This window comes from Metabacillus sp. Hm71 (assembly GCF_051842955.2).
GTDB lineage: Bacteria > Bacillota > Bacilli > Bacillales > Bacillaceae > Metabacillus.
In genome coordinates this window covers 80487-99737 of sequence record NZ_CM200278.1, presented here as the reverse complement: position 1 = coordinate 99737, position 19251 = coordinate 80487, and the positions used below count along the sequence as shown (strand labels likewise).

The window sequence follows — 19251 nt, the reverse complement described above, 5'->3', positions numbered from 1 at the left end:
TAATGGTGGAGGATGACGGGATCGAACCGCCGACCCCCTGCTTGTAAGGCAGGTGCTCTCCCAGCTGAGCTAATCCTCCGAGGCACAGGATGTGTGGCGATTAACGTCGCACACTTTACATGCCATCCTTTATTTTTTCTTTAAACAACCTGGCAACGTCCTACTCTCACAGGGGGAGACCCCCAACTACCATCGGCGCTGAAGAGCTTAACTTCCGTGTTCGGCATGGGAACGGGTGTGACCTCTTCGCTATCGCCACCAGATATATTTTGATGTCGTTTTATAAGCGACAAATACTATTATATTAAGTTTTTGTAAAAAATCAAGATATTTTTTACGTTTATTTTTGAAGAAATGTTCCTTCAAAACTAGATAACGATTATACAATTCAATTACTGAGCTTACGCTTTTCCAAATAGGTTAAGTCCTCGATCGATTAGTATCAGTCAGCTCCACACGTCACCGCGCTTCCACCTCTGACCTATCAACCTGATCATCTTTCAGGGATCTTACGTTACAAAGTAACAGGGAAATCTCATCTTGAGGGGGGCTTCATGCTTAGATGCTTTCAGCACTTATCCCTTCCGCACATAGCTACCCAGCTATGCCTTTGGCAAGACAACTGGTACACCAGCGGTGCGTCCATCCCGGTCCTCTCGTACTAAGGACAGCTCCTCTCAAATTTCCTGCGCCCACGACGGATAGGGACCGAACTGTCTCACGACGTTCTGAACCCAGCTCGCGTACCGCTTTAATGGGCGAACAGCCCAACCCTTGGGACCGACTACAGCCCCAGGATGCGATGAGCCGACATCGAGGTGCCAAACCTCCCCGTCGATGTGGACTCTTGGGGGAGATAAGCCTGTTATCCCCGGGGTAGCTTTTATCCGTTGAGCGATGGCCCTTCCATGCGGAACCACCGGATCACTAAGCCCGACTTTCGTCCCTGCTCGACTTGTAGGTCTCGCAGTCAAGCTCCCTTGTGCCTTTACACTCTGCGAATGATTTCCAACCATTCTGAGGGAACCTTTGGGCGCCTCCGTTACATTTTAGGAGGCGACCGCCCCAGTCAAACTGCCCACCTGACACTGTCTCCCGGCCCGATAAGGGCCGCGGGTTAGAATTTCAATACAGCCAGGGTAGTATCCCACCGACGCCTCCACCGAAGCTGGCGCTCCGGCTTCTCAGGCTCCTACCTATCCTGTACAAGCTGTACCAAAATTCAATATCAGGCTACAGTAAAGCTCCACGGGGTCTTTCCGTCCTGTCGCGGGTAACCTGCATCTTCACAGGTACTATAATTTCACCGAGTCTCTCGTTGAGACAGTGCCCAGATCGTTACGCCTTTCGTGCGGGTCGGAACTTACCCGACAAGGAATTTCGCTACCTTAGGACCGTTATAGTTACGGCCGCCGTTTACTGGGGCTTCAGTTCAAAGCTTCGCTTGCGCTAACCTCTCCCCTTAACCTTCCAGCACCGGGCAGGCGTCAGCCCCTATACTTCGCCTTGCGGCTTCGCAGAGACCTGTGTTTTTGCTAAACAGTCGCCTGGGCCTATTCACTGCGGCTTTTCCGGGCTATTCACCCTAAAAAGCACCCCTTCTCCCGAAGTTACGGGGTCATTTTGCCGAGTTCCTTAACGAGAGTTCTCTCGCTCACCTTAGGATTCTCTCCTCGCCTACCTGTGTCGGTTTGCGGTACGGGCACCTCACACCTCGCTAGAGGCTTTTCTTGGCAGTGTGGAATCAGGAACTTCGGTACTATAGTTCCCTCGCCATCACAGCTCAGCTTATGTGACAACGGGATTTGCCTCGTTGTCAGCCTAACTGCTTGGACGCGCTAATCCAACAGCGCGCTTACCCTATCCTTCTGCGTCCCCCCATTGCTCAAACGGTGAGGAGGTGGTACAGGAATTTCAACCTGTTGGCCATCGCCTACGCCTTTCGGCCTCGGCTTAGGTCCCGACTAACCCTGAGCGGACGAGCCTTCCTCAGGAAACCTTAGGCATTCGGTGGAGGGGATTCTCACCCCTCTTTCGCTACTCATACCGGCATTCTCACTTCTAAGCGCTCCACTAGTCCTTACGGTCTAGCTTCACAGCCCTTAGAACGCTCTCCTACCACTGTTCTAAAAGAACAGTCCACAGCTTCGGTGATACGTTTAGCCCCGGTACATTTTCGGCGCAGAGTCACTCGACCAGTGAGCTATTACGCACTCTTTAAATGGTGGCTGCTTCTAAGCCAACATCCTGGTTGTCTAAGCAACTCCACATCCTTTTCCACTTAACGTATACTTTGGGACCTTAGCTGGTGGTCTGGGCTGTTTCCCTCTTGACTACGGATCTTATCACTCGCAGTCTGACTCCTGAACATAAGTCTTTGGCATTCGGAGTTTGACTGAATTCGGTAACCCGATGGGGGCCCCTAGTCCAATCAGTGCTCTACCTCCAAGACTCTTAATTCAAGGCTAGCCCTAAAGCTATTTCGGAGAGAACCAGCTATCTCCAAGTTCGATTGGAATTTCTCCGCTACCCACACCTCATCCCCGCACTTTTCAACGTGCGTGGGTTCGGGCCTCCATTCAGTGTTACCTGAACTTCACCCTGGACATGGGTAGATCACCTGGTTTCGGGTCTACGACCACGTACTCATTCGCCCTATTTAAGACTCGCTTTCGCTGCGGCTCCGTCTCTTCAACTTAACCTTGCACGGGATCGTAACTCGCCGGTTCATTCTACAAAAGGCACGCCATTACCCATTAACGGGCTTTGACTACTTGTAGGCACACGGTTTCAGGATCTCTTTCACTCCCCTTCCGGGGTGCTTTTCACCTTTCCCTCACGGTACTGGTTCACTATCGGTCACTAGGGAGTATTTAGCCTTGGGAGATGGTCCTCCCTGCTTCCGACGGGATTTCACGTGTCCCGCCGTACTCAGGATCCACTCTGGAGGGAACGAAGTTTCAACTACAGGGTTGTTACCTTCTATGACGGGCCTTTCCAGACCGCTTCATTTACCCCGTTCCTTTGTAACTCCTAATAGAGTGTCCTACAACCCCAAGAGGCAAGCCTCTTGGTTTGGGCTTCTTCCGTTTCGCTCGCCGCTACTCAGGAAATCGCGTTTGCTTTCTCTTCCTCCGGGTACTTAGATGTTTCAGTTCCCCGGGTCTGCCTTCATTACCCTATGGATTCAGGTAAAGATACTGTTCCATTACGAACAGTGGGTTTCCCCATTCGGAAATCTCCGGATCAAAGCTTACTTACAGCTCCCCGAAGCATATCGGTGTTAGTACCGTCCTTCATCGGCTCCTAGTGCCAAGGCATCCACCGTGCGCCCTTAACAACTTAACCTTTGACATCGAAGATGTCATTTACTAATTATTAAGAGAATCACTAAAAATAAGCGTTTAAACTCAGTGAATTACTTGAATTGTTATCGTTATCTAGTTTTCAAGGAACATAAAGCACAGGATGCACAAATGCTATAAGCATTTAAACTCCTATGTCTTTTTCTTACATATAATGAAAGATCGTAAATGATCTCTCAAAACTAAACAAAAACCAAGCGAGCCTCATTTTCCTTAGAAAGGAGGTGATCCAGCCGCACCTTCCGATACGGCTACCTTGTTACGACTTCACCCCAATCATCTGTCCCACCTTAGGCGGCTGGCTCCTTGCGGTTACCCCACCGACTTCGGGTGTTACAAACTCTCGTGGTGTGACGGGCGGTGTGTACAAGGCCCGGGAACGTATTCACCGCGGCATGCTGATCCGCGATTACTAGCGATTCCGGCTTCATGCAGGCGAGTTGCAGCCTGCAATCCGAACTGAGAATGGTTTTATGGGATTGGCTTGACCTCGCGGTCTTGCAGCCCTTTGTACCATCCATTGTAGCACGTGTGTAGCCCAGGTCATAAGGGGCATGATGATTTGACGTCATCCCCACCTTCCTCCGGTTTGTCACCGGCAGTCACCTTAGAGTGCCCAACTGAATGCTGGCAACTAAGATCAAGGGTTGCGCTCGTTGCGGGACTTAACCCAACATCTCACGACACGAGCTGACGACAACCATGCACCACCTGTCACTTCGTCCCCCGAAGGGGAACCTTCTATCTCTAGAAGTAGCGAAGGATGTCAAGACCTGGTAAGGTTCTTCGCGTTGCTTCGAATTAAACCACATGCTCCACCGCTTGTGCGGGCCCCCGTCAATTCCTTTGAGTTTCAGTCTTGCGACCGTACTCCCCAGGCGGAGTGCTTAATGCGTTTGCTGCAGCACTAAAGGGCGGAAACCCTCTAACACTTAGCACTCATCGTTTACGGCGTGGACTACCAGGGTATCTAATCCTGTTCGCTCCCCACGCTTTCGCGCCTCAGCGTCAGTTACAGACCAGAGAGTCGCCTTCGCCACTGGTGTTCCTCCACATCTCTACGCATTTCACCGCTACACGTGGAATTCCACTCTCCTCTTCTGCACTCAAGTTCCCCAGTTTCCAATGACCCTCCACGGTTGAGCCGTGGGCTTTCACATCAGACTTAAGAAACCGCCTGCGCGCGCTTTACGCCCAATAATTCCGGACAACGCTTGCCACCTACGTATTACCGCGGCTGCTGGCACGTAGTTAGCCGTGGCTTTCTGGTTAGGTACCGTCAAGGTACCGCCCTATTTGAACGGTACTTGTTCTTCCCTAACAACAGAGCTTTACGACCCGAAGGCCTTCTTCGCTCACGCGGCGTTGCTCCGTCAGACTTTCGTCCATTGCGGAAGATTCCCTACTGCTGCCTCCCGTAGGAGTCTGGGCCGTGTCTCAGTCCCAGTGTGGCCGATCACCCTCTCAGGTCGGCTACGCATCGTTGCCTTGGTGAGCCGTTACCTCACCAACTAGCTAATGCGCCGCGGGTCCATCTGTAAGTGGTAGCAAAAGCCACCTTTCAACTTCGAACCATGCGGTTCGAAATGTTATCCGGTATTAGCTCCGGTTTCCCGGAGTTATCCCAATCTTACAGGCAGGTTACCCACGTGTTACTCACCCGTCCGCCGCTAATCATCGGGAGCAAGCTCCCTCAGATTCGCTCGACTTGCATGTATTAGGCACGCCGCCAGCGTTCGTCCTGAGCCAGGATCAAACTCTCCAATAAAGAGTTGATATAGCTCATAAAAAATGTACTATTTTAGTACGTTGTTTGTTAATCGAAATTAACGTTGGCACGCTTGGTTTTGTTTAGTTTTCAAAGATCATTTTTTTAAAGCAGCTTTATAATAATAACAAACTCCCAATCTTAAAGTCAAGAAGTTTTTATTTATTTTTTTAAAAAGCTCATTGCCTGTTTCGCAGCAACGTATTCAAATATACCACCGTTTCATTCCTTTAGCAAGCATTTTTTTAAAATAATTTAAAAATGAATAAAACTTGATAATTCGAAGAGAAAGTTATTGATGTAATTCTATACTAAACGCTAGAAAACTAATTTAAGCGTTTAGTGAAAGTTATTCAGAAATAACTCTATTTAGCCTGCGTTATTTACATGAAACCGACCAATTAAACGCAAATACAGCTAACTCAGTTTCTGGTATCAGTCCATTTTTAATACATGAACTTTTAGCATATTCAAGTGAGTAATAGTTTAAATAAATAGCCGTCACCAGAAAAAACAAGATAAATATAGATAACTTAATGCTCTTAGCTTTTATATGAACCACCACGCTTTTATACACAATATTCTAAATCCCTACCATTTTAACATATTATGACAATCAAAAAAGCAGACCAAATCAAAATATGGCCTGCTTCTAAAGTTCTTTTTAACGGTGTCTCATTTGCGGGAATAACAATACGTCACGAATTGATGGTGAATTAGTTAAAAGCATAACTAGACGATCGATACCGATTCCTAAACCACCTGTAGGCGGCATTCCGTATTCGAGTGCTTCAATAAAGTCTTCGTCCATCATATGAGCCTCGTCATTACCTTGTTCACGTTCTTTAAGCTGCGCTTCAAAACGCTCTTTTTGATCAATTGGATCATTTAGTTCTGTAAATGCATTTGCATGTTCACGAGCAACGATGAATAGCTCAAAGCGATCAGTAAAACGAGGGTCATCATCATTTTTCTTGGCCAAGGGTGAAATTTCTACAGGATGACCGTAAATAAATGTTGGTTGGATTAATTTTTCTTCTACTTTTTGTTCAAAGAATTCGTTGACGATATGTCCATATTGCATATGTTCAGTAATCTCAACATGATGTTCTTTTGCAAGAGTCCGAGCCTCTTCTAAGGACATCTCCTTCCAAAAGTCTGCACCTGTATATTCTTTTATAGCATCCACCATATGAAGTCTTTTCCATTTCGGTTCAAGATTTACCTCGTATTCCCCATATTGAATCGTTGTCGTGCCTAATACTTCTTTTGCTACATGGGCAATGACATTTTCCGTTAACTCCATAATATCTTGATAATCAGCGTATGCTTCATAGAGTTCGATCATCGTGAATTCAGGGTTATGGCGCGTAGATACACCCTCATTTCTGAAGACGCGGCCTATTTCATAGACTTTTTCCAATCCGCCTACAATTAATCGTTTCAAGTGCAATTCAATTGCTATACGCATGTATAAAGGCATATCCAATGCATTGTGATGAGTAATAAACGGACGGGCAGAAGCACCACCAGGAATAGAATGCATTGTTGGTGTTTCCACTTCTAAATATCCTTGATCATCTAAATAGCGTCTCATCGCTTGAATGATTTTACTGCGAGTAATAAACGTTTTCTTACTTTCTGGACTCACAATTAAATCTACATAACGTTGACGATAGCGTTGCTCAATATCTTTTAATCCATGGAATTTGTCTGGTAATGGTCGCAATGCTTTTGTTAAAAGCTCAAAAGATTTTACTTTTATCGACAATTCTCCCACTTTTGTCTTAAACACTTCTCCAGTTACACCAATAATATCCCCAAGATCTGCTGTATTGAAAATGTCATAAGCCTCTTCCCCAACAGTATCCTTACGAACATAAATTTGAATTTGACCAGATAAATCCTGGATATGGGCAAATCCCGCTTTCCCTTTTCCTCGCTTTGTCATAATACGTCCAGCAATTGTAACAGATATCGCCTTTTCTTCTAATTCTTCTTTTTCGAATTCATTATAGGCATCAATAATCTCTGCTGTTTGATGCGTTCTTTCAAAGCGTTTTCCAAACGGATCTAACCCTTTTTCTCTTAAAGTATGTAATTTCTCACGTCTCACCTTTAGCTGATCATTTAATTCTTCTTGGTTTAATTCATCGTGACTCATATTAACAACTCCTATCAGTTACTAAATAAAAAGCAGAAAACTGCCAGGAGTACTGGCAGTAAAACAACTTAACGCGCAAACCATTAAACAACCTAACAGTTATCCTACTTGACTAGCACTTTCTTGTTTTGCTTCAACCTCTAAAACAAACTCATCCAGAAGGGCAACAAGCTCGTCTCTAGTATTCATTAGGTTTACTTCATTTCTTACCTTTGCATTTCCTCTGATCCCTTTTAGATACCATGCAGCATGCTTTCTCATTTCGCGAACAGCCACATTCTCATTTTTAAGGGCAATTAATCGATCTAAGTGCAGCTTACATACCTCAATCTTTTCACGTACACCTGGTTCATCCATTAGTTCACCAGTTTCTAAATACTTAACAGTGCGATAAATCATCCAAGGGTTTCCTAGTGCAGCACGCCCAATCATAACCCCGTCAACACCTGTTTCATCAAGCATACGCTTAGCATCTTGTGGTGTTGTTACATCACCATTACCGATAACCGGGATTTTAACCGATTCCTTTACCTCTTTAATGATATCCCAATTTGCTGTTCCTTCATACATTTGTACACGTGTACGACCATGCAAGGCTACAGCTTTACCTCCAGCGCGTTCTACAGCTTGGGCATTTTTCACAGCATAAATATGCTCCTCATCCCAGCCCATACGCATCTTTACGGTTACAGGCTTTTCAACAGCCTCTACTACAGCTGAAACCATGTCATAGATTTTATTCGGGTCTAAAAGCCACTTTGCACCAGCATCACATTTCGTAATCTTCGGAACTGGACAACCCATGTTTATATCAATAATGTCCGCTGTTGTGTTTTTATCAACAAATTTAGCAGCCTCAACTAGCGTTTCTTTTTCGCCGCCAAAAATTTGCAAACTTAAAGGTTTCTCACGCTCATCTATATAAAGCATCCCCATTGTTTTTGCATTTTTATATAAAATCGCTTTATCGCTCACCATTTCGGCACAAACTAAACCAGCACCAAATTCTTTTACCGTTAAGCGAAAGGCAGAATTACATACACCTGCCATAGGGGCAAGCACGACTCTATTTTTTAATTGAATATCACCGATTTTAAACAATTTCTAACCTCCTATCCTTTCATTGATTCATTTGGGGTCAGCTCTTCAACAGTAATGTTAAGAGCTTTAGCTACTTTCTCGATAAACTGTTTGTTGGGTTCACGATTGCCTCTTTCTATTTCACCTAAGACTGAAACAGAAACACCAAGATCTTTTGCGAAACTCTCTTGGGTAAAGCCTTTTAATTTTCTAAAAGCGCGAATACGTCTACCCCATTTTTCTGCTTCCATATTCGTACTCCTTCTTTATCTTGTAATTGATCTATGATAGTCGAAAGTGATTCTTTCCTCGATGGAATGCGGATGTTCTTGTCTAATTCTGATAATGGAATTAACACAAAGGCACGTTCATGCATTCTAGGGTGTGGAACAATAAGTTGCTCTGTTTCAATATTTTCATGATTATAAAGCAAAATGTCAAGGTCTAAAGTTCGCGGCCCCCATTTTACTTCACGCTTTCGATTATGTGATTTTTCAATTTCCTGTAACACGTTTAATAGTTCAAGCGCTGATAGATCAGTGTTTATCTTAATAACCATATTTAAAAATTCATCTTGATCAGTAAAGCCAATTGGATCTGTTTCATAAATAGAGGAAATATTTTCTACAATTATGGATGGGTGAAAGTGCAGTGTTTGAATGGCTTTTTTTAAGTGCTTCTCCCGGTTTCCCATATTCGATCCAAGAGCTATATATGCTTCTACGTTCATTTCCTACCCCTTTTAATTTCGACGGCTACCTCTTTATAATGACCTGGTATCGGCGGGTCGGGCTTTATTAACTTTACCGTACAGTTTTGAACGAGATAGAATTTCGTCAATACTTCCTTAGCAATTTGCTCGGCAACAGTCTCAACAAGCTTATAAGGTTTACCCTCGACAATCTTTTTACAGCATGTATAAAGTGATGCATAATTGACGGTATGCTCCAAATCATCTGTTTCTCCTGCTTGTTTTAAATCTACTTCTACCGTTAAATCAACTCTAAATCGTTGGCCAATCTTATTTTCTTCCTTCAAAACACCATGGTATCCATAAAACTCCATACCGTTCACAAAAATCTTATCGATGTTAGTTACCTCCTTTACCAAGCATTGCATCCATCATTTTTGCCATTCTCGCCATCTCTAACACATCATGAATACGAATGATTTGGCAGCCTTTTTCAATTCCTAAGCATACGGTTGCACCTGTACCTTCCATTCGTTCCGTCGGCGGCAGGTCTAAAACATGCCCGATAAATGACTTTCTAGATGTACCTAATAATACCGGATAGCCAAGTTCGACAAAAGCATCCAAATGTCTCATTACCTGCAAATTATCGTCCATTGTTTTGGCAAAACCAATACCCGGATCTAAGATAATTTTATCATCACTAACTCCTGCATTCTTTACAATTGTAACAGACTCCATTAGGTCAGCAATCATATCAGGAATTAATTGATGATAATCACGATCGTGACGGTTGTGCATAAGAATAATTGGGACATTATAATCAGCAGCAACCTTTGCCATATCAGGATCGGCTTTCGCACCCCAAATGTCATTAATGATGCTTGCACCTGCTTCAACCGCTTGCATGGCAACCTCTGCCTTATAGGTGTCTATCGAAATCGGAACATCTATTTCATTTGCAAGTTCACGAATAACAGGAGCTGTTCGCTCAATTTCCTCTTCCACGGATACAGGCTGGTACCCGGGTCTTGTAGATTCCCCCCCGATATCAATGATATCTGCCCCGTTTTTGATCATTTCCTTTGCGTGAGAAATAGCTTTATCCAAATCTACATACTTTCCTCCATCTGAAAAAGAATCCGGAGTTGTATTTAAAATCCCCATGATTTGTGTCTTTTCGCCATAATGGAGAGTGTATTTCCCACATTCAATCACTTGTTGCTTCGTCATTAATTTCATTCTTCATCCAACCTTTATATCTCGTCTATACTTAATAATTTCGTCCGATAAGAACAATATAACTCCGTTAATTTTTGCACAACACTTCCATCTTTCCCAAAAAACAAATACTCGTCCACCTTTTTTATTGGAACAACCTCTTGGGAGGAATTTGTTATAAACACTTCATTTGCTTCTAGCATATCCTTTTTTGGGTAAAATCCTTCATCGATTTGCATGCCAAGGTTGTTCAAGCATTTCATCACAAATTGCCTTGTAATTCCATTTAAAATTCCTGTCTCAATTGAAGGCGTGTAGACAACCTGATCCTTTACCCAAAAGATATTGGAAACAATGCCTTCTGCAACATATCCTTTTTCCGTTAAGAAAATTCCTTCTACATCTGGAGTTTCTCTTAATTCCCGTCTTCCCAAAATATTATTTAAATAATGGTGTGACTTTAGGCGCTCTGTTCCTTCAGGTGTATTTCTGCGCAATGTTAAAATCGAAGCATGTTTTTCAATATTTCCAATCAGTGGTGCCTTTCTTAAAAAACAAAGAACAGTCGGTTGATCATAAGGTTGTAGCAGTTTGCCGACCTCGCCGATTCCAGCAGAAATATTTAACCGAACCGTCACATCTTCATTTACGAGATGATTTAACTGAAGGAGCTTCTGAAGAATTTCAGACACTTCATCCGCATCAACCTTATAAGAAATCCCTAACTCATTTAAGGCATGCTGCAGTCTTTTTACATGATCATGGAGAAGGAAGGGGAAGCCTTTATAAATACGAAATGTTTCAAAGGCTCCTAGACCATAAAGAAAGCCATGATCAAATGGAGAAATCGTGGCTTCTGTATCTTTTATAAACTGTGATTGGCAATATATATACACGTTTATGAACTCTTTTCGATTAATTTATATTGATTGATAAAATTCTTTAATAAGTCTTTTCCAAAGGATGTCATGATCGATTCAGGGTGAAATTGAACACCTTCGATCGGTAACGTTTTATGGCGGATGGCCATAATTTCATTTTCAGCTGTCCACGCTGTTACCTCTAAGCAATCAGGCAACGTTTCATTTTTTACAATTAACGAATGATAGCGCGTAGCAGTAAATGGATTTTCCATGCCTTTAAAGATCGCTTCTCCATTGTGATGGATTTGTGATGTTTTCCCATGCATTAACCGTTCAGCACGTACAACATCTCCGCCAAAGACCTGTGCAATGGATTGATGACCAAGACAAACGCCAAATATCGGAATTTTCCCCGCAAAATGCTTAATGGCTTCCATGCTTATTCCCGCTTCATTCGGACTGCAAGGCCCAGGAGAAATCATCAGAAATTGGGGGTTTAGCTCCTCAATTTCCGAAATCGTTATTTCATCGTTTCGTTTTACAACAAGTTCTTCTCCAAGCTCTCCTAGGTATTGCACTAAATTGAATGTGAATGAATCATAATTATCAATCATTAAAATCATCTGAACTCACCTCAGTCTCTTATTTTCTCTTCTTTACTCAGCTCAATTGCCTTAATCATTGCTTTAGCCTTTTTCAAAGACTCTTTATATTCAAAATCCGGATTGGAATCAATAACAATTCCTGCTCCAGATTGAACATACCCATAGCCATCTTTTGCAAATAAAGTACGAATCACAATATTAAGTTCCATATTTCCATCATAACCGATCCAGCCTATAGAGCCAGTATATATACCTCGCCTTGTTGGTTCAAGCTCTTCAATAATTTCCATTGTTCTTACTTTCGGTGCACCTGTTATTGTACCACCAGGGAAGGTCGCTTTGATCACATCTGAATAATTTGCTGTTTCTTTTAGTTTCCCCTGCACATTTGAAACGATATGCATTACATGTGAATACTTTTCAATGACCATAAATTCATTAACATGGACTGATCCATATTCACATACACGTCCTAAATCATTTCTTTCGAGGTCAACAAGCATGACATGCTCTGCACGCTCTTTTTCATTTTCAATTAATTCATTTGCAAGCTTTCTATCCTCTTCTTCATTTTTGCCTCTCGACCTTGTCCCGGCAATCGGGCGGGTACTTACAGCTCTCCCTTGTTTTTTAACAAGTAATTCTGGTGATCCGCTCACAATTTGAAACTCTGGAAAATGCAAATAAGCCATGTATGGAGAAGGATTTACTTCCCTCAAGGTTTCATAGATCTCAAGCGGATGATTTTCTAAACGAACATGCTGTCTTAATGAGAGATTTACCTGAAAGACATCTCCCGCTGCGATATATTGCTTGATATCTTCAACAGCCTTCTTGAAGGCTTCCTTTGAAAATGTGATAGGATCACCAGAAGTCGCTTCTTCTTGCCTATTTTTATATTGACATAGATTCGGGATGCATGTCCACTTTTCCTGCATCGAACGCAGCTTCTTCTTGGCACTTTCGACTTCATGCTCTTGATAATAATGTGTAATTAACCAGAGCTTGGATGTATGGTGGTCAAACACAGCAATATCATCAAAAAGCAAAAAATACAGATCAGGAGTTTCTAAATCATCAGCTGCAAGATCCTGCAACTTCTCAAAATACCTTACATAATCATAGCTAACGAAACCTATCGCTCCACCTTGAAAATCAGGCAGTTCCGGGTCAGTTTCCATCTGATATTTTTGAAACCAGGAATGAAAGAGATCAAGCGGATCCCCTTGCAGAACCTCGGTCCCCCGTTCATTTGTTATAAAAAGCAAATGATTTTTACCCTTTACTGAAGCAACCGGCTTTAGCCCGGCAATACTGTACCTGCCGCCCCGCCCACTTTCCAAAAAAGCATGCTGCTTCTCTTCTTGGACCAAGTATTTATATTGTTTAAAAAAATCACGATTATAATCAATATTGATGCTTAGCGATGTCCTTCGTTGCTGCATGACTAATCTCCCCTTTAAAACTCTTACTTTCATTTTACATAAATGTTGCGGAGAAACCATAAGGAATTTAATTTAATTTTTCACAAAAAGGACATCTTTATCACATTCCAAAAAATGATAAAAACCTTTTATAAAGTGAAAAGAGGTCGACATTTACGTCAAACCTCTTTTAAAATATATAATCTTAGTCAGGATCAATCATATTGATATAACGGAGTACTTAAGTAACGCTCACCATTATCTGGAATTACTGCCAATACTTTTTTGCCTTTACCAAGCTCTTTCGCTACTTTTAATGCTGCAAAGATTGCTGCTCCAGCTGAAATTCCACCGAGGATTCCTTCTTCTCTGCCTGCTCTTCTAGCTGTTTCAAATGCCTCTTCATTTTTAACCGTAACAACTTCATCATAAATAGCTGTATTTAATACATCTGGAACAAATCCTGCACCGATACCTTGAATTTTATGAGGACCTGGTTTTCCACCCGATAGAACAGGAGAATCTGTTGGTTCAACTGCATAAATTTTGATGGATGGATAGTTTTCTTTTAATACTGATCCAGCTCCAGTAATTGTACCGCCTGTACCAATACCTGATACGAAAGCATCTAATTGGTTACCCATTTGTTCAACGATTTCCTTACCAGTTGTTAGGCGATGGATTTCAGGGTTTGCTTCATTTTTGAATTGTTGTGGCATAAAGTAACCATGCTCTTCAGCTAGTTCTCCTGCCTTGCGGATTGCTCCGTTCATTCCTTCAGAACCAGGAGTAAGAACAAGCTCTGCTCCATACGCACGAAGTAAGTTTCTGCGCTCCAAACTCATTGTATCAGGCATAACTAGAATCGCTTTTAGTCCTTTTGCAGCAGCTACCATAGCTAGTCCAATACCTGTGTTACCACTTGTTGGCTCAATGATTGTATCGCCAGCTTTTAATTTTCCGCTTTTTTCTGCAGCTTCAATCATTGCAAGTCCGATACGGTCCTTTACACTGCTGCCCGGATTAAAATATTCAAGTTTCAAATAAACATCTGCACTGTTTTCATCAACTAGTCTATTTAACTTCACGATTGGTGTTTGACCAATTAATTCATGTATAGAGTTTGCTACGCGTGTCATACTATTCCTCCCCTATCCCGAGTAAATTTATTGGATTTATAAGTAAATATATCAATTAATATCACAATTGTCAAAACTTTTTATGCTATTTGTACTATTTTTCTGATTTTTCACCATAAAACCATGTGACACCCAGTTCTTCCCATAAAGGCTCGACAGATACCGTTCCTTCCATCTGTTCAAGTGCAATTTGCCGGCGGATTTGTCCTTTTACATCTTCAAAGCTGTATGTTTTCCCTTCAAGTTTTTCATGAAGGAACAGTACTGCATAGCCTGTATCAACTTGAATTGGCTCGCTCCACTCACCTTTGCCAAGCTTTGGTGCTGCTTCAAGATAGGCAGCAGGAACATATTCATTATCTTTAGAGACAAATCCAATATCACCGCCTGAATTCGCAGTAAACTCATCTATCGATTGTTCTAAAGCGAGTGCTTCAAAGCTGGATCCGCCATTAAGCTCTCTGATGATCTGGTTTGCCTCATTTTCCGTCTTCACGATAATATGTGATAAATGATAGGACTCATCTATATTGTATAAATCTTTATTATTTTCATAGAAATCCTTCATTTCTTTTTCAGAAACCGAAACATCCCTAGTCAGGATCTCTTCGAGCAAGATACTGTAACGAATCTGGTCTCTCCAGTTTTCTTCATTGCCAAATTGTTCTTCGTCCAACGAGTTATACATTGACTTATATGTAGCTAATTCCCTTTCAATAACTTCATCTGAAACGGAAATATCGTATTTCTTAGCCAACTCCTCAACAACCTGGACATTTATTAACTCCTTAAGCGTATCCTTCCCGTAACGCGTTTCAAGCTCAGCCATCCATTGTTCCCTGGTAATAGATGTATCACCAATAGTTGCAATTGTTTCACTTGTTTGAGGATCATTCGATACAGGAATGACCCCCTGATTCTTTGAAAGGAAAAAGCCAAGCGTAAAGCAATTAATGATTACTAAACCAAAAATAATACTCCATAATGTTTTCCCGCTCACTTTACCCAACTCCTACTACCCTGCTCAAACAAATTATTTTGCTGCTGTTTTTAATTCTTCTAAATCCTCTCTCGTCAGCAAATAAACTTCATTACAGAAATGACATTGAGCCTCAGCCTTTCCATCCTCATCAATCATGGCCTGTATCTCTTCTTCACCAAGGCTGATAATCGCATTTTCAATTCGTTCTTTTGAACATTGACATTTAAATGCAACAGGATGCTTTTCCAGTATTTTCACGTTTCCTTTGCCAAGTACTTCTTCTAAAATTTCCTCAGGAGTTAAACCACGTTGTATTAATTTTGAAATTGGTTCAATTTTATTTAATCTCTCTTCAATCTTTGTAATGGTTTCATCATCTGTTCCCGGCAATAACTGAATAATGAATCCGCCAGAAGCTAAGATGGTATTATCAGGGTTAACCAATACTCCAACTCCAACTGAAGATGGTATTTGTTCAGATGTTACCAAGTAATAAGTAAAATCCTCACCAAGCTCTCCAGAGACGATTGGTACTTGTCCAGAGAAGTTTTCTTTTAGACCAAGATCCTTCACAACTGTCAAGTTTCCCTCAGTACCTACTGCTCTTCTGACATCAAGCTTACCATGTTCATTTAAGTCAAAATGCGTTTGAGGATTTGTCACATAGCCGCGCACATCTCCCTTTGAGTTGCTGTCAACTAAGATGATACCGATTGGTCCGCCTCCCTCAATTTTAATTGTGAGCTTAGCATTTCCCTTTAGCATCGAACTCATCATGACTCCTGCAGTCATTGCTCTTCCAAGGGCAGCTGAAGCCGTTGGCCATGTGTGATGTCTTCTTTGTGCTTCAGAGATCGTCTCTGTTGTTCTTGCAGCATATGCTCTCACTTGATCATTATAAGCTAATGCCTTTATTAGATAGTCCATTTGTTAAACTCCCTTGTCTGTATAATCAATGATCTAGTTTATGTAAGCTAACGGTGCTCTGTACCTAATTCCTTTACTGTATTTCGTTCATAAATAAGCTGGAGACCTCTTAAAGTCAAGAATGGGTCTACTATATCAATACAATCTGATTCCTTGGCGATTAATGCAGCTAGACCACCCGTTGCAATAACCTTTGGTACTTCCTTTGCTTGTTCTTTTATCCTTTTTACAATTCCCTCTACTTGTCCTACATATCCATATAAAATACCAGATTGCATCGCACTTACAGTATTTTTACCGATGATGTTATCAGGTCGTGTTATTTCGATCCTCGGCAGCTTTGCAGCTCTTGAGTAAAGAGCTTCTGTTGAAATATTAATTCCAGGTGCAATGGCCCCTCCCATATATTGACGTTGTTCATTAATAAAACAATAGGTAGTTGCCGTTCCAAAATCAACAATGATAAGCGGGCTGCCATAATCCTGAATACCCGCTACAGCATTTACAATTCGATCCGCTCCTACTTCACGAGGGTTTTCGTATTTTATATTTAATCCTGTTTTCATTCCAGGTCCGACAACCAATGGTTTCAGATTAAAATACTTCATACACATTCTTTCTAACGCAAACATGATTGGCGGTACAACAGATGAAATGATAATTCCCTCTATTTCTTTAAAAGAAAGTCCCTCATGTTCAAAAAGGTTTTTTATAATCATGCCAAACTCGTCTTCCGTTTTATTACGGCTTGTTTCTATTCTCCAATGATGCTTTAACACATCCTCTTTATATACCCCTAAAACTGTATTCGTATTTCCTACATCCAATACAAGAATCATTTGTATCACCACTTTATATTTAATCTATTATTAGTTTACATATTCGAGATTATTTTATCATAAGAAAAGCGTAAGCGCCTTGATCAGCCCTGACATAATATCAATTAGCGTTTTTCCATTAAAAAAAGATCGATGACAAATTTAAGTTAGCCATCGATCTAAATTTTCACTATTATTGTTTAGAAGAATCCTCTTCATCTTTTTTTGGTTGGATATTTACTTTAACGTCCTCTGCTTTAGCATCCTGACTTTTTTCAGTCGCCGCAACTGGACGATCCGGTAATTTACCATGTTCAACAAGACTTTGAATTTGCGCTGCATCAAGTGTTTCAACCTCTAATAAGGTTTGTGCAACCAATTCAAGCTTTTCTCGATTTTCTGTTAAGATTTGACGAGCACGCTCATAGCTATCTTTAATAAAGCGTTGGATTTCTAAGTCAATCTCATGTGCAATGGCATCACTGTAGTTTTGTTCATTATGAAGATCGCGACCTAAGAAAACTTGACCGCCTTGTGATTGCCCGAATTGCAATGGTCCAAGCTTGTCACTCATACCATATTCAGTAACCATTTTTCTTGCGATGCTGGTTGCTCTTTGGAAATCATTATGAGCTCCGGTACTTACTTCACCAAAGATAATTTCTTCGGCAACCCGACCGCCAAGCAAACCAGTAATTTTATCTAAAAGTTCCGGTTTTGTCATAAAATATCTATCTTCTTTTGGAAGCATAACGGCATATCCGCCTGCTTGACCACGAGGCACAATGGTTACTTTATGTACCATATCAGCTTCATCAAGCACAACACCGATAATCGTATGTCCTGCTTCGTGATAGGCAACGATATTACGCTCTTTCTTAGAAATAACACGGCTCTTTTTAGCAGGACCTGCAATAACGCGGTCTGTAGCTTCATCAAGATCGGTGTTATCAATCTTCTTTTTATCCTGTCTCGCAGCAACTAATGCAGCTTCGTTTAAAAGGTTTTCTAAATCTGCTCCAGAGAATCCAGGAGTACGGGCCGCAATGGCCTTTAAATCTACAGATTCATCTAGAGGCTTATTACGAGCATGTACTTTTAAGACAGCTTCACGGCCTGTAACATCCGGACGGTCAACCGTAATTTGACGGTCAAAACGACCTGGACGTAATAACGCTGGATCCAGAATATCAGGTCTGTTAGTAGCCGCAATGATAATGATTCCTTCATTGGCACCAAAGCCATCCATTTCAACAAGCAATTGGTTAAGAGTTTGCTCACGCTCATCGTGGCCTCCACCCAATCCTGCACCACGTTGGCGCCCAACTGCGTCAATCTCATCGATGAAAATGATACATGGGGCATTCTTTTTAGCATTTTCGAATAAATCACGAACACGTGATGCACCGACACCAACGAACATTTCTACGAAATCAGAACCACTAATAGAGAAGAACGGCACGCCGGCTTCACCCGCAACTGCTCTTGCTAGTAAGGTTTTACCTGTTCCTGGAGGTCCCACAAGCAAGACACCTTTAGGAATTCTTGCCCCTAGTTCAGCAAATTTACGAGGATCTTTTAGGAATTCAACAACCTCAACCAGCTCTTGCTTTTCTTCATCTGCACCAGCGACATCCTTAAATTTAACCTTCTTCTTTTCTTCGCTATACAGCTTAGCTTTACTTTTACCAAAATTCATCACTCGGCTGCCGCCGCCCTGAGCTTGGTTTAGCAGGAAGAAGAATAAAATAAAGATAATAACAAATGGGATAATGGATGTGAAAAATGTAACCCAACCACTTGTTTCTTCAGCTGGAGCAACATTTAATTTTTCAACATTATTCGCCTCAGCAGCTTTATCAACCCGATTTAACCCTTGTTCGGTTGGTATATATGTCAAGAAGGTTTCATCTTCTTTATAACCTTCCATCTTACCTCTTACTTCAAATACACCACGAACCGGCTGTACAGTCATTTCTGTAACATTCCCATTGTTTAATTCAGAAATGAAATCATTGTACGTTATTTGTTCCGTTTTAGGATTGCCACCTGTAAAGAAACTAACAACCCCAATTATGACTAAAAAGATGAGTAAATAAAATATGGTATTACGGAAGATCCGATTCATTCCTTACCTCCTCCCACAGTAAACACGCTATATTAAATAGTATCATAGAAAATCATGGTAACACAACAAATTAGAC

At 41.7% G+C, this 19251-nt stretch carries 14 protein-coding genes, 1 tRNA gene and 3 rRNA genes; all 18 read right to left on the bottom strand.

Translation table 11 applies throughout. The features are described from left to right. Window positions 1-3: 3 nt before the first annotated feature. Window positions 4-79 (bottom strand) — tRNA-Val (locus ACSVDH_RS00495). Window positions 80-147: 68 nt separating this feature from the next. After that, window positions 148-263: ribosomal RNA gene (rrf, locus tag ACSVDH_RS00490) — 5S ribosomal RNA — on the bottom strand. Window positions 264-416: 153 nt separating this feature from the next. Continuing rightward, window positions 417-3348 (bottom strand): 23S ribosomal RNA (locus ACSVDH_RS00485). Between the two features lie 234 nt (window positions 3349-3582). Next, window positions 3583-5133: ribosomal RNA gene (locus ACSVDH_RS00480) — 16S ribosomal RNA — on the bottom strand. The 16S, 23S and 5S rRNA genes sit together here with 1 tRNA gene alongside, the layout of an rRNA operon. A gap of 664 nt (window positions 5134-5797) precedes the next feature. After that, a complete protein-coding gene (gene lysS, locus ACSVDH_RS00475; protein ID WP_439253500.1) occupies window positions 5798-7297 on the bottom strand; it encodes a lysine--tRNA ligase in 1500 nt (499 codons plus the stop codon). A gap of 99 nt (window positions 7298-7396) precedes the next feature. Beyond that, window positions 7397-8398: a tRNA dihydrouridine synthase DusB gene (gene dusB / locus ACSVDH_RS00470; RefSeq protein ID WP_299093015.1), complete on the bottom strand. Its 1002-nt coding sequence runs from the start codon at window positions 8396-8398 to the stop codon at window positions 7397-7399. An 11-nt stretch (window positions 8399-8409) separates the two neighbouring features. After that, window positions 8410-8628, bottom strand: coding sequence for a helix-turn-helix domain-containing protein (locus ACSVDH_RS00465; protein WP_299093016.1), 219 nt, complete (start codon window positions 8626-8628; stop codon window positions 8410-8412). After that, the gene (gene folK, locus ACSVDH_RS00460) at window positions 8580-9107 is read right to left on the bottom strand and encodes a 2-amino-4-hydroxy-6-hydroxymethyldihydropteridine diphosphokinase (protein ID WP_439253501.1); all 528 of its coding nucleotides are present in this window, start codon (window positions 9105-9107) and stop codon (window positions 8580-8582) included. Before folK ends, ACSVDH_RS00465 begins: the two co-directional genes overlap by 49 nt. Then, window positions 9104-9466 carry a dihydroneopterin aldolase gene (folB, locus tag ACSVDH_RS00455; protein ID WP_299093060.1) on the bottom strand — a complete coding sequence of 121 codons (363 nt, stop codon included), beginning with the start codon at window positions 9464-9466 and terminating at the stop codon, window positions 9104-9106. Before folB ends, folK begins: the two co-directional genes overlap by 4 nt. A gap of 1 nt (window position 9467) precedes the next feature. Beyond that, window positions 9468-10301 (bottom strand): dihydropteroate synthase, encoded by an 834-nt coding sequence (gene folP / locus ACSVDH_RS00450; protein WP_439253534.1) that lies wholly within the window; start codon window positions 10299-10301, stop codon window positions 9468-9470. A gap of 23 nt (window positions 10302-10324) precedes the next feature. After that, entirely contained in the window at window positions 10325-11185 is an 861-nt protein-coding gene (pabC, locus tag ACSVDH_RS00445; RefSeq protein ID WP_439253502.1) for an aminodeoxychorismate lyase, read from the bottom strand. A gap of 2 nt (window positions 11186-11187) precedes the next feature. Continuing rightward, on the bottom strand, window positions 11188-11775 hold the full coding sequence (gene pabA, locus ACSVDH_RS00440; protein WP_439253503.1) for an aminodeoxychorismate/anthranilate synthase component II: 588 nt from the start codon (window positions 11773-11775) through the stop codon (window positions 11188-11190). Between the two features lie 11 nt (window positions 11776-11786). After that, window positions 11787-13202 (bottom strand): aminodeoxychorismate synthase, component I, encoded by a 1416-nt coding sequence (pabB, locus tag ACSVDH_RS00435; RefSeq protein ID WP_439253504.1) that lies wholly within the window; start codon window positions 13200-13202, stop codon window positions 11787-11789. 194 nt (window positions 13203-13396) lie between these two features. Continuing rightward, window positions 13397-14320 carry a cysteine synthase A gene (gene cysK, locus ACSVDH_RS00430; RefSeq protein WP_299093024.1) on the bottom strand — a complete coding sequence of 308 codons (924 nt, stop codon included), beginning with the start codon at window positions 14318-14320 and terminating at the stop codon, window positions 13397-13399. A gap of 94 nt (window positions 14321-14414) precedes the next feature. Then, on the bottom strand, window positions 14415-15320 hold the full coding sequence (locus tag ACSVDH_RS00425; protein ID WP_299093025.1) for a peptidyl-prolyl cis-trans isomerase: 906 nt from the start codon (window positions 15318-15320) through the stop codon (window positions 14415-14417). A gap of 33 nt (window positions 15321-15353) precedes the next feature. Then, the gene (gene hslO, locus ACSVDH_RS00420; RefSeq protein WP_439253506.1) at window positions 15354-16229 is read right to left on the bottom strand and encodes an Hsp33 family molecular chaperone HslO; all 876 of its coding nucleotides are present in this window, start codon (window positions 16227-16229) and stop codon (window positions 15354-15356) included. 47 nt (window positions 16230-16276) lie between these two features. Beyond that, window positions 16277-17068, bottom strand: coding sequence for a type III pantothenate kinase (locus tag ACSVDH_RS00415; RefSeq protein WP_439253507.1), 792 nt, complete (start codon window positions 17066-17068; stop codon window positions 16277-16279). A gap of 172 nt (window positions 17069-17240) precedes the next feature. Continuing rightward, complete coding sequence (gene ftsH, locus ACSVDH_RS00410) at window positions 17241-19175, bottom strand: ATP-dependent zinc metalloprotease FtsH (protein WP_299093028.1); 1935 nt, start codon at window positions 19173-19175, stop codon at window positions 17241-17243. Window positions 19176-19251 lie beyond the last annotated feature (76 nt).